The organism is Arthrobacter sp. SLBN-100 (genome assembly GCF_006715305.1).
In the GTDB taxonomy this organism is placed as follows: Bacteria; Actinomycetota; Actinomycetes; order Actinomycetales; family Micrococcaceae; genus Arthrobacter.
The window spans coordinates 3,885,741-3,897,795 of sequence record NZ_VFMY01000001.1 but is presented as its reverse complement, the minus strand read 5'-3'; the positions used below and the strand labels follow the sequence as shown (position 1 = coordinate 3,897,795).

Genomic DNA, 12,055 nt, shown 5'->3' with positions numbered 1-12,055 from the left:
GCGGGACGACTAGAACTCCGGAACTGCTTCCTGGGCCACTGCCGTGGCTTCGGCGAACTGCGTCCTGTACAGCTCGGCGTACCGGCCCTCGGCGGCCAGCAGTTCAGTATGCGTGCCGCGCTCCACAATCCTGCCGTCCTCCACCACCAGGATCGCGTCCGCGGCACGGACGGTGGACAAGCGGTGCGCAATCACGACGGCGGTGCGCCCCTCGAGCGCGGCGCCCAAGGCAGCCTGCACGGCCGCTTCATTGGTGGAGTCCAGCGCTGCCGTCGCCTCGTCGAGGATGACGACGCGCGGCTGGGCGATCAGCAGCCGCGCGATGGTGAGCCGCTGCCGTTCCCCGCCGGAGAGCCGGTAACCGCGTTCACCCACCACCGTGTCCAGCCCGTCCGGCAGGGACCGGATCATGGTTTCGAGCCGGGCCTGGCGGATGACCTCCCACATGTCCTCCTCCGTGGCGTCCGGCTTGGCGAGCCGGAGGTTGGAGGCGATTGTTTCGTGGAAGAGATGGCCATCCTGGGTCACCATGCCCAGGCTGTCCCGCAGGGAATCGAAGGTGGCGTCGCGCAGGTCCAGGCCGGTTCCCGGCGCGGTTCCGCCCAGGCGGACGGCGCCGGAATCGACGTCGTAGAGCCGGGCGAGCAGCTGCGCAATGGTGGACTTGCCGGCACCGGAGGAACCCACCAGCGCCACCGTTTGGCCAGGTTCCACCCGGAAGCTGATGCCGTGCAGCACCTCTTCACCGCCGCGGGTGTCCAGCGTGGACACCTCCTCGAGCGAGGCCAGCGAAACCTTTTCCGCAGAGGGGTAAGCGAAACGGACGTCGTCGAACTCCACGGAGACCGGGCCGGGCGGCACTGGCACGGCGTCCGGCTTCTGCTGGATCAATGGCTTGAGGTCCAGGATTTCGAAAACCCGCTCGAAGCTGACCAGGGCGCTCATGATTTCCACCCTCGCGTTGGACAGGGCCGTCAGCGGGGCGTAGAGCCGGGTGAGCAGCAGGGCCAGCACCACAACATCGCCGGCCGCCAGCTGGCCCGTGATGGCCAGCCAACCGCCCAGCCCGTACACGAGGGCGAGGGCGAGCGCGGAGACCAGCGTCAGGGCGGTCACGAAGGTGAACTGCAGCATGGCAGTGCGGACACCGATGTCGCGGACGCGGCCTGCGCGGACGGCGAACTCGCGGGATTCCTCGTCCGGCCGGCCGAAGAGCTTGACCAGGGTGGCGCCGGGGGCGGAAAAACGCTCCGTCATCTGCGTGCCCATGGCCGCGTTGTGCTCCGCCGCCTCGCGGCGCAGGTCCGCGAGCCTGGAGCCCATCCGCCGGGCGGGGATGAGGAAGACCGGGAGCAGGATCATGGCCAGCACCGTCACCTGCCAGGACGTGCCCAGCATAACGATGAGCGTGAGGATCAGTGCCACCACGTTGCTGACAACGCCGGAGAGCGTGCCGGCAAAGGCGGACTGGGCACCGATGACGTCGTTGTTGAGCCTGCTGACCAGGGCGCCTGTGCGGGTCCGGGTGAAGAAGGCGATCGGCATCTTCTGCACATGGTCGAAGACCCGGGTGCGCAGATCCACGATCACCCCTTCGCCAATAGTGGAGGACAGCCAGCGGCTCACCAGTCCCAGGGCCGCTTCGGCTACAGCCACAACGGCGATCAGCACGGCGAGGCGGACAACCTCCTCCGTGGCTGCCTTCGCGACGATCGCGTCCACCACCTGCCCCGCCAGGACGGGGGTTGCCACAGCCAGGAATGCCATGACGACGGACAACGCCACGAACGCCATCAGCTTGCCCCGGTGCGGCCGGGCAAATCCAAGGACGCGCTTCAGGGTGGCCTTGGAGAATGGTTTCGAGCCGCTCTTGGCCCTGGTGATGTTGTAGAGGGAGCCCCAGGCAACCCGTTCCATGCTCATTGTTGCTGCTCCATTACCGTTCCGTTCTCCACTTTCCAACGTACATCCAGCCGCACGTTTTCCAGCAGCCTGCGGTCGTGCGTCACCAGCAGCAAGGCGCCGTCGTAGCTTTCCAGCGCCTCCTCAAGCTGCTCAATGGCTGGCAGGTCCAGGTGGTTGGTTGGCTCATCCAGGACAAGGAGGTTCACGCCCCGCGCCTGCAGCAGGGCCAGGGCCGCCCTGGTGCGTTCACCCGGCGAAAGCGAATCAATGGTCCTGGCTGTGTGGTCCGCCTTGAGGCCGAACTTGGCCAGCAGGGTGCGGACCTCTGCCGGAGTCAGGTCCACCAGGACCGCCTCGACGGCGTCAGCCAGGGGGAGGTGCCCGGCGAGCAGCCCGCGCGCCTGGTCGATCTCGCCGACTGCAATGGAAGCGCCCATTGCTGCGCTGCCGGACTCCGGCGCGAGGTCGCCCAGCAGAAGGCGGAGCAGGGTGGACTTTCCGGCGCCGTTGGGACCGGTAATGCCGATCCGCTCCCCCGCGTTGAGCTGGAGATTCACCGGGCCCAGGGTGAAATTGCCCTGCCTCACCACGGCATCGCGGAGGGTTGCCACCACCGAGCTGGAGCGGGGCGCCTGGCCGATGGAGAACTGCAGCTGCCATTCCTTCCGGGGCTCTTCCACCACGTCCAGCCGGGCAATCCGCGATTCCATCTGCCGCACCTTCTGGGCCTGCTTCTCCGAAGACTCGGTGCTGGCGGCCCGGCGGATCTTGTCGTTGTCCGGGTTCTTCTTCATGGCATTCCGCACACCCTGGGAACTCCACTCGCGCTGGGTCCGCGCCCGTGACACCAGGTCCGCTTTGGTGGCGGCGAACTCCTCATATTTCTCGCGTGCGTGCCGCCGCGAAACGGCGCGTTCTTCCAGGAAGGCGTCGTAGCCGCCGTCGTAAACTGCTACCGAATTCTGCGCCAGGTCCAACTCCACCACGGTGGTGACGCAGCGGGCAAGGAATTCCCGGTCGTGACTGACCAGCACAACACCTCCGCGCAGGCCGCGGACAAAATCCTCCAGTTTTGCCAGACCGGCCAGGTCCAAATCATTCGTGGGTTCGTCCAGGAGTACAACGTCGAACCGGCTAAGCAACAGGGCCGCCAGCGCCACCCGGGCTGCCTGTCCGCCCGAAAGACCTGTCATCTCAGCCTCAGCCCCGGTCTCGAGGCCAAGCTCGGCCAGGACAGCAGGGATGCGCTCATCCAGGTCCGCGGCACCCGAGGCCATCCAGCGGTCGAAGGCCCGGGCGTAGGCATCATCCGCACCAGGCGCACCTGAGCCAAGCGCCTCGGCGGTGGATTCCATCTCGGCTGTCGCCTCCGCGCAACCTGTCCGCCGGGCGATATAGCCGGCCACGGTTTCACCTTGAATCCGCTCGTGTTCCTGGGGAAGCCAGCCCACGAATGCATCTGCCGGGGCAAGGCTGACCGTTCCTTCCTGCGGCTGGTCGACGCCGGCCAGGAGCCGCAGCAGCGTGGACTTGCCGGCACCGTTGGCACCCACCACGCCCACCACGTCACCGGGGGCAACGGTCAAGGAGAGCCGGGAGAAAAGCTGCCGGTGGTCGTGACCGCCGGAAACCTCCTTGGCAACAAGGGTCGCAGTCATTGATCCATCCTTTCACCGGAGCACCCGCAGCCGGTGGTCCACTTTCCGGCGCGCATCAGCCTTGCTGATGCGCAGGAGGGAGGGCGCCGGAGGCGGCGGACATAAAAGAACCCGCTGGTCCGGACTTGGGGGGTGTACGGACCAACGGGCTCGACCATTAAGCATAGTCGAAACCGAACCCCGGGTAAAATCGGCGGGAAACCGGCAGGTAAAATCAACACATCATCCGTTCTGCAGAGAGCCCTCCATGACCCTCCCCGCCAAGGCGTTCCAGCGCTGGCTGCAAGGCGTTGCGCCGGAGGCCAGCACGGCTGACATCTGCAGGATCTCCGGGATCAAGCGGACCACCCTGGCCCAGCAGCTGGTCCGTGGAAAAGTATCAGTCACCACACTGGTCAGCATCAGCCGCGCCTACGGCATCAACCCGGTGGCCGCCCTGGCGGATTTCGACGCCTACCGGCAATTGGCCGATCCCCAGCCGCCGCCCACGCGCTGTGAACTGGTCAGCCAGGTCTCCACCGCCGACCTGCTGCACGCCATGCTCGCGCGCCCGGCGATGGACCCGGAGGGTACAGCCGGCGCTGAGCCGCCCTCCCTTTCGCCGGCGCCGCATGCCACCTCCGTCAAGAACTGGGTCGAGGCAATTGACGACGGCGAGGTGCGGCACCGCGTGTCTGCCGCCACTGGGATCGCACCACAGAATTATTCGGCGCAGCTGACGGCCAACCGGCTGACAGCTGAGCTGGCCGTGGCCACGGCCCGGGCGGCCGGCGTTGGACTGGCCGGTGGCCTGGTGGCCACCGGGCTGGTCACCGAAGAGGAGGCCGGCTGGCCCCCGGGGGCCCGCCGGGCCGCACTGGACAGCTTGTCCGACGGGGATCTTGCAGTTCTGGCCGGTGACCGGCTGCAGGCCATGGGCAAGGTGTTGCGGCGCCAGGAGCAGGACCAGGCGCAGACGGAAAAGATCTGGGAGAACCTGGGATGATCGAAATCCTTCAGTGGTCGACGCTGGCCACCTGCGGCCTGATCGCCGCAGCCCGCGTGCCCAGCGCGATTCGCGGTGAGAACAGGTCGCTTTTCTACATCTTCGCGTTGATGACCGCGGCCATCCTCTTGAGCATCGAGGCGCCGTACCTTGCTGTGGATGCAGCCCTGGGCGGGATCAACCTCGCCAACCTCCTGCTGCGCTTTATCATCTTCGCCGCGATCTACTTCGTGGGGATCCGGGTGACCCGCGGTTTCGGTGCGGACCACGCCTACCGGCTCATCACAGGCAGAACGGGAATGACCGTCCTGCTGGTGATATCCCTGGTGATGGTTGGCGTGTTCTTCCTGATGGATACTGCAGGATCATCTGCAGGACTGTCGGCAACATCCGGCAAGAGCGAACGCAATTTTGTGCTGGTGGAGTACTACGGCGCAGCCGGCCGCGCCTATCCCTCCTACGTCTCCCTGGTTCTGCTGCCGGCCATGGTGCGTGCGGTCCGCAGCAGGCTGCCCGTGCTGGTCCGGCTTGCCGCCGGGCTGTTGGCAGTAGGCGGGGTGGCTATTGCCCTCACTCTGCTGTTCCCTTTGGTGCCGCCGGAATGGGGTGCCCTGGAGTTCATCATCAACTACACCGCGGTGCTCTGCTTCGTCGTGGGCCTGGCACTCATCTGGGCCGCGAGGGTCAGAAGCCGGAGGAGCCCCCGGGCGCCAAGGACTCCTACCGAAAAGTAACATTGAGGGGCTTTCACAGAATCATTAGAATATGCAATAATCATGGATGTGTGAAGGCGGGGCTGCCGAGCGTTTTCGAACGGGGATACTTTCTTGAACGGTGCGGCCCCCGGGGACCTTTGCATGCTTTGGGGGGATGAGTGGTGGCGGCCGTTGGGGACCGCCCCCACTCAGCCATTTAAGGCCCTTTGACGAATTCTTCCGCGTCTTGTTCCGCCTGGTTTGGCCGTTCCCTGGCCTGGCCTTCAGCCGCCCGCGAGGACAAACCGCAAGGTCACCAGCTGGAACGGCCGCAGCAGCAGTTCGGCGCCATCGGGACCGGTCACCACTCCAGCAGCCTCGACTGTCCGCTCCAGCAGGTCCACTGGAGCGACGCGCCGGACAGGGAAGGTGGCTGTGAGCCTTCCGGCCGAGCGCTGGCCCAACGACTCGTACAACCTGGCAATCACGTCTCCGGAGCCGTCCTCTGCAAGCTTCACTGCCTCAACAACAATGGCCGGGTTGGACAGGGAAAACAGTGGCTCCACCGGGGAGCCTCCGCTGACCAGGCGCGGTGGCAGGTTGGTCCGGTAACCCTCCTGGACAGCATCGGCGATCTCAGCGCCAGGCCGGATGGTCACCGTCAGTTCGTGCTCTCCGCGGTCCGCGTCCGGGTCCGGAAACTTCGGGGCACGCAGCAGTGACAAGCGCACTGTGGTGGTGGTGCCGCCGTCGGCCTCCCTGATGCTCCTGCTGACATCGTGCCCGTAAGTGGACGAGTTGGAAACCGCGACGCCGTAGCCCGGCTCCGCCACGTGGATCCACCGGTGTGCGCAAATTTCGAATTTGGCCGCTTCCCAGGATGTGTTGGTGTGGGTGGCGCGGAAGACGTGCCCGAACTGTGTCTCGGCGGCTGACCGGTCAGCCCGCACATCAAGGGCAAAGCCGAGCTTCAACAGCTTTTCCCGCTCCTGCCAGTCAACAGAAGTGGTGATGGACAGTGATGGGCTTCCTGCGGCAAGGCTGATGCGTTGGGTAATGGCAGAGGATCCCGCCAGCCGTTCCACCACAACAGCAGCCTCACCATCGTCCTCGGCCAGCCGCACGCACTGGGCGCGTGTCAAAGGCGTGACGTTGCGCCGGTAAAACTCGTCGATGTCCCAGGCATCCCACTCATTGGGCGTGTCGCGGTGCAGCTCAAGCAGGTTGCCGCGCTCCCCCGGGGCGATCGCTTCGCGGCCGCTGGCGTAGTCCTTGAGGGAACTGATTAGTCCGTCAGCATCCACCACCGCACGAATAATGCCATTGTCCAGGACGTAGCCGCCCTCCTGGGCGGTGGCCCGTGCCGGCAGCGCCGGCACGGCCGGTTCCCCCGCCGCGAGCGCAGCTACTCCCGTGCGCGGATGCGGCGCTGCATTGAGCAGGAAGGTCCGCTGTCCGGTGCCAAGCATGGCGGCGGCGGCTTCGGCGATGAGTGCTTCGAGGGCAACGCCAATGGCCTGGTAGTTGCGTTCGGCATCCTGGTGCACCCAGGCGATGGAACTGCCCGGCAGGATGTCATGGAACTGGTGCAGCAGCACCAGCCGCCACAACCGCTTGAGCTCGGCTGCCGGATAAACGAAGGAGTCCGTGCGTATGGCGGCAGTGGCACACCACAATTCCGCCTCGCGCAGAAGGTGCTCGCTGCGCCGGTTGCCCTTCTTCGTCCGGGCCTGGCTGGTGTACGTGCCGCGGTGGAGTTCGAGGTACATCTCGCCCACCCAGACCGGCAGGGACTGATACTCGGCCTCGGCCTGCCGGAAGAAGCTCACCGCCGATCCGATCCGCACCTTCGGTGAGCCTTCCAGGTCCGCCGTCCTGGCAGCAGCGGCAAGCATTTCCCTGGTAGGTCCACCGCCGCCGTCGCCGTAGCCGAAGGGCACCAGTGATACTGTGCCGCGGCCATGGTCGCGGTAGTTGCGCTCGGCGTGGGCCAGTTCGCGTCCGCTGAGCTCGGAATTGTAGGTGTCCACCGGCGGGAAGTGCGTGAAGATCCGTGTGCCGTCGATGCCCTCCCAGTTGAACGTATGGTGCGGCATCCTGTTGGTCTGGTTCCACGAGGTTTTTTGGGTCAGGAACCATCTGCTGCCGGCGGATTTGACGATCTGCGGCAGGGCTGCGGAGTAGCCAAAGGAGTCCGGAAGCCAGGCTTCCTGGCAGTCCACGCCGAATTCGGCCAGGAAGAAGCTCTTGCCCTCAACAAACTGCCGGGCCATGGCCTCGCCGCCGGGCATGTTCGTATCGGATTCCACCCACATGCCGCCGACGGGGACGAACTGGCCTGCACGCACTTTCTCCCGGATCCGGCCAAAAAGTTCGGGGTAGAACTCCTTAATCCAGGCGAGCTGCTGGGCGGAGGAGCAGGAGAAAACGAAGTCCGGGTATTCATCCATCAGGGCCACCACGTTGGAGAACGTCCTGGCGCATTTACGCACGGTCTCCCGGACCGGCCACAGCCAGGCGGAGTCGATGTGGGCATGGCCGGTAGCCACCAGTTGATGTGCCGACGCATAGGCGGGCCTGGCCAGGACCTCGGCGAGCGCTCCACGTCCGGCTGCTGCCGTCCCGGCAACGTCATCCGGGTCCATCACATCCATCATGCGCTCGAGGGCCCGGAGGATCTCGTGCCGCCGTGGCTGCTGCCAGGGCAGCTCAGCCATCAGCCCGGACAGCGTCCAGATGTCCTGCTGGAGTTCCCACACGGTCTGGTTCAGCTCTGCGATGGCAATCGTTCCCAGCCGGTACTGCGGCTCGGTTCCCGCCGTCGACTTGTCCCCATGTGGTGTGGGGGCAAAAGTCCAGCCCTGCGCCACGTCGGGATTGGCGGCTGCCTCCACGTAGAAGTCAACGGCCATGCCGCCGCCGAGCAGCTTCAGCGGGATGTACTGGTTGCGGGGCGAGACCGCTTTGATGATGGTGCCGTCGGCCCGCCAGGCGATGCCTTCGCACTGGAAACCCGGGACCTCAGTGGTGAAGCCAAGGTCCACCACCACTTCCACCGTGGTGTCCGGCCCGGCACCCCAGAATTCCGGCACCTCGCCCTGGAGGCGGAACCACTTGGTGCCCCACGGCTTCCCCCACCCGGCGCCGTGTTCCTGCGGCTGGAAGTCCTGCCGCATGGCTTCGAGGGCCGGGACCGGCTCGTCGGGAACATCCCAGCTGCTCAAGGTCAGGGGCAGGCTCCGGCTGTAGACGGCAGGGGCGATACGTTCGCGGACGAACCTTTCGAGGCGGACTTCCGTGATCCGTCGGTCGTCATGCAATGTTGGCCCTCTTAAACGCTGGAAATGTGGACCAAGGTGTCCATTCGGTAGATTAACTACCCACCGGTAGCCTACTAGCCAACTGCTCAGGGGGGAACAACCCGGAAGCGGTTTGTGGACAAACCTGCAAGATGGTCCGCTGGATCAGGGCAGCGTGCGGGCCGGAACGTGTACAGCGGGCCTGACGATCCGCTGGTCCCCCGTGTAGATGTTGAGGCTGGTTCCGCGGCTGAATCCGGCCAGGGTCATGCCGCTCGCTTCCGCGAGTTCCACGGCAAGGCTCGAGGGCGCGCTGACGGCAGCCAGTACGGGGATTCCTGCCAGCGCTGCTTTTTGCACCAGCTCGAAGGAGGCCCTGCCGGACACCTGCAGTACAGTTCCGCGCAGCGGGAGCAGTCCTTCACGCAGTGCCCAGCCCACTACCTTGTCCACGGCGTTGTGGCGGCCCACGTCCTCGCGGAGGCACAAAAGTTCCGCGCCGCCGTCGTCCGTAATCTTGAACAGCCCGGCCGCATGCACTCCCCCGGTATCCTCAAAAACGCGCTGCGATTTCCGCAACAACCCCGGCAGCGAAGCCAGGAGTTCCGCGTCGATGCTCAGGGGATCCTCGTCCAGGCTGTAGCGCGAGGACTTCCGGACGGACTCCACCGAATCTGTCCCGCAAATGCCACAGGAGCTGGACGTATAGATGTGGCGCCCGATGGAGGGAATGGTGACGTCAGGCCGCAACTGGACCTCCACCACGTTGAAGGTCTGCACGCCGTTCTCGTCCTCGCCGGCGCAGAAACGCAGCGACACGAGCTGCTCCGCGCTCCAGATGATGCCCTCCGACACCAGGAAGCCGGCCACCAGGTCAAAGTCGTCGCCGGGGGTGCGCATGGTCACCGAGAAGGACAGCTGGCCCAGCCGGATCTCCAACGGCTCCTCCACCGCAAGGACATCCTCGCGGTGCCGTACCGGAAATTCGAGGGCCTTTGGAGAACCATCGAGGACATACTTGTGCACCTTGCGGCGCTGGGTCACTCGGCCCATGGCCACCCCTGCGTGTTCATAGGTCCATCATGACAACTGCCGGAGCCGGATACCAGCGGGAACGCGCCCGCGCAGCGGTGGTCAGCCAAGGAGTGCGCTCCAGTCCACGGGGCCAGCGGCTGCCGGCTTGGCGGCCGTCCGGCCCGGCCGGCCCGCGTTCCTGGGTTTTGCTTTCGAACCGGGCTCCGCAGGCGGCAGGATGGGCGGCCCCCAGGGCAGCGCGAAGGCCGGCACCAGTTCGCCGAGCTGTACCCCATGCGGCGGCACCACCATCACGCCGTGGGCCGAGGCCAGTCCGCGCATCATGCCGGGACCCGTGTGCTGTGCCGGCGAAGCCATCCCGTATACGAGGCGGAACGGCATCAGGCGGGTACGCCCCGGATCGGGCTCGATGATGGTTCCGCAGGGCACCTCCTGGATCTCCGGCAGTGTGCCGTGGCCCAGCGCAGCGAGCAGCGGCGCCCCCACTGTGCACAGCGCCATCATCGCGGCGAGGGGATTCCCCGGCAGGCCCAGCACAAACCGCCCGTCCGGCAGCTCCGCGAGGACCGCCGGGTGCCCCGGCCGCATCGCTATCCCATCGATGACGAGCCGGCCGCCCAGCTCAGCCACCGCCTGGCGGAGGTGATCCGTGCCTGACCTTCCCGTCCCGCCCGTGGTGATAACGACGTCGGCCGGCAGGTCCGGCGCGCCGGGCACCTCCGGAACCACGTCCTCGAGGGCGCCAAGCCACTCGGCATAAGAGTCGCCAATCCGCTGCTGTCCGCTGGCTATTCCTCCGAGCATGTTCACCACGGCCGGCAACTGCGGACCAAAAGTGTCCCGCACCTGGCCCGGAACCGGCACACCCTCGCCAATCACTTCGGAACCGGTCAGCAGCAGCCGGACCACTGGTTTACCCTGGACGGGCAATTCGTCGTAGCCCGCCAGGGCGGCCAGGGCCAGGTGGGCAGGGTTAAGGAGCACTCCCGCGTTCACCAGGATGTCCCCTTCCAGAGCTTCCTCACCGGCTTTCCGGATGTGCTGGCCGGTGCGTGGCTCACCGGGCCTGGCGCTTCCGCCGGTCATCAGGACCGGCAGTCCGTCCTCGTCCGTGCCCAGCAGGGCGCTCTCGCTGCGAAGCACGGCTTTCCCGCCGGGCGGAATGAGCCCGCCGGTCACGATAGGGCTTGCCTGGTGCGGCGCCAGCCGAGTGCCGGCTTCCACGAGGATCCACGGCCCGGTCCCGTTGACCGCCCAGCCGTCCATTGCCGAGGACGCGTAGTGCGGCATGTCCTGCAGTGCCACGATGTCGTGGTCCAGGATGCGGCCCAGGGCCAGATGCAGTGGGACAGGTCCGGCAGGAATCGGCGTTGCGGCCTCGAAGGCAGCCTGCCGGGCTTCCTCCCACGTATGGGCGAGGTGCCGCTTCACCTCCGGCGGGTCTGCTGAACTCCGTTCTTTCCCGGGTTCTTCAGTCATTCGCCGGGAGCCCCGGCGGCTTCGGCATCGTAGTCGGCAGCCAGGGCACGTGCCACGGCCAAGGCGTCTTCCATCGAGGAAGCCTCCGTGCTTTGCCCCGAACCTGAGGCAAGACCGGCGGCGTAGCCGGCAATGAAGGTGGTCAGCGGCGCTGCCGGCCGCACAACGGAGTGCGCAGCGACGCCCGCGAGGGCAAGGATGGCATTGACGTCCACCTGGACGTCCTCAAGCTCATAAGCCTGGAGGAGGGACCTGCACCACTCCTCCAGCGTTTCATCCTGGCTTTTCACTCTTCGCCTCCCAATTCATGCTGCCGCGCCGGTCCCGGCGCACGTCCGGCCTCCGCGTCAACTCCTAATGCGGCGGCATCATCCCAGGTATCCACATCGGCTGTGGTACCGGCGGGGACGGTGACAAGCTGCAGGTCAAGACTAGCAAGGAGGGAGCGCATGGACGCGTCGATTAAGCCGTCCCGGGAGGCCAGCTCCGTCACGGCGCTTTTTAACCCATCCGTGCGGTAAAAACCCACCAGCATTTGGGCTCTACCGTCTTCGGAACAGGCCATCACTCCGTCTCCGGTGTAACCCGGCGAGTCGAGGAATTCTGCCAACACCCGGACCGCGCCGGCGACCCTGGGCATATCGCAGGCGAGCACCAGGGTGAAATGGCGTCCGCCGCCCGCCTGGGCGAGCGCTTCCAGTCCGGCAGCGACAGCAGCAGCCGGTCCTGCAAACTCCGGCTGCTCGCGGCAGGCGACTACCCGCGCAGGCAGCGGTCCCGGATCCGGGCCCACCACCGCCGTCAGGGAGGCGGCGGAGCAGGCCGCAAGTGAATGCTGCAGCAGGGGTACGCCTTCAAAAACCAGCCCTTGCTTGGGTACCCCGCCCAAGCGGGACGACCGGCCGCCGGCAAGCACCAGGGCGTCGAAGTCCAACCTGTTCTGTTCCACTCCCCCAGCCTAATCCGGAGCGGGCCAAGGCCAAGCCCAGATACCGCGGG

9 protein-coding genes are annotated in these 12,055 nt (G+C 66.3%); 2 read left to right on the top strand and 7 right to left on the bottom strand.

What is annotated here, in order from left to right:
* Nucleotides 1–9: 9 nt before the first annotated feature.
* Nucleotides 10–1,923 (bottom strand): ABC transporter ATP-binding protein, encoded by a 1,914-nt coding sequence (locus tag FBY31_RS17975; RefSeq protein WP_142043803.1) that lies wholly within the window; start codon nucleotides 1,921–1,923, stop codon nucleotides 10–12.
* Complete coding sequence (locus FBY31_RS17970; RefSeq protein ID WP_142043801.1) at nucleotides 1,920–3,563, bottom strand: ABC-F family ATP-binding cassette domain-containing protein; 1,644 nt, start codon at nucleotides 3,561–3,563, stop codon at nucleotides 1,920–1,922. Before FBY31_RS17970 ends, FBY31_RS17975 begins: the two co-directional genes overlap by 4 nt.
* Before the next feature lie 247 nt (nucleotides 3,564–3,810).
* Here FBY31_RS17970 and FBY31_RS17965 point away from each other — a divergent pair, with 247 nt between their 5' ends.
* Complete coding sequence (locus tag FBY31_RS17965; protein ID WP_142043799.1) at nucleotides 3,811–4,548, top strand: hypothetical protein; 738 nt, start codon at nucleotides 3,811–3,813, stop codon at nucleotides 4,546–4,548.
* Nucleotides 4,545–5,282, top strand: coding sequence for a hypothetical protein (locus FBY31_RS17960; protein ID WP_142043797.1), 738 nt, complete (start codon nucleotides 4,545–4,547; stop codon nucleotides 5,280–5,282). Before FBY31_RS17965 ends, FBY31_RS17960 begins: the two co-directional genes overlap by 4 nt.
* Nucleotides 5,283–5,527: 245 nt before the next feature.
* Here the strand turns inward: FBY31_RS17960 and FBY31_RS17955 are convergent, their stop codons facing one another.
* The 5 genes from FBY31_RS17955 to mobA form a co-directional block, all read right to left on the bottom strand.
* Nucleotides 5,528–8,563, bottom strand: coding sequence for an alpha-mannosidase (locus FBY31_RS17955; protein ID WP_142043795.1), 3,036 nt, complete (start codon nucleotides 8,561–8,563; stop codon nucleotides 5,528–5,530).
* A gap of 144 nt (nucleotides 8,564–8,707) precedes the next feature.
* Entirely contained in the window at nucleotides 8,708–9,595 is an 888-nt protein-coding gene (gene fdhD, locus FBY31_RS17950; protein ID WP_142043793.1) for a formate dehydrogenase accessory sulfurtransferase FdhD, read from the bottom strand.
* 81 nt (nucleotides 9,596–9,676) lie between these two features.
* Nucleotides 9,677–11,056 (bottom strand): molybdopterin molybdotransferase MoeA, encoded by a 1,380-nt coding sequence (locus tag FBY31_RS17945; RefSeq protein ID WP_142043791.1) that lies wholly within the window; start codon nucleotides 11,054–11,056, stop codon nucleotides 9,677–9,679.
* Nucleotides 11,053–11,346: a DUF6457 domain-containing protein gene (locus FBY31_RS23075; protein ID WP_200833395.1), complete on the bottom strand. Its 294-nt coding sequence runs from the start codon at nucleotides 11,344–11,346 to the stop codon at nucleotides 11,053–11,055. Before FBY31_RS23075 ends, FBY31_RS17945 begins: the two co-directional genes overlap by 4 nt.
* Nucleotides 11,343–12,005, bottom strand: coding sequence for a molybdenum cofactor guanylyltransferase (gene mobA, locus FBY31_RS17940; RefSeq protein ID WP_235013112.1), 663 nt, complete (start codon nucleotides 12,003–12,005; stop codon nucleotides 11,343–11,345). Before mobA ends, FBY31_RS23075 begins: the two co-directional genes overlap by 4 nt.
* Nucleotides 12,006–12,055 lie beyond the last annotated feature (50 nt).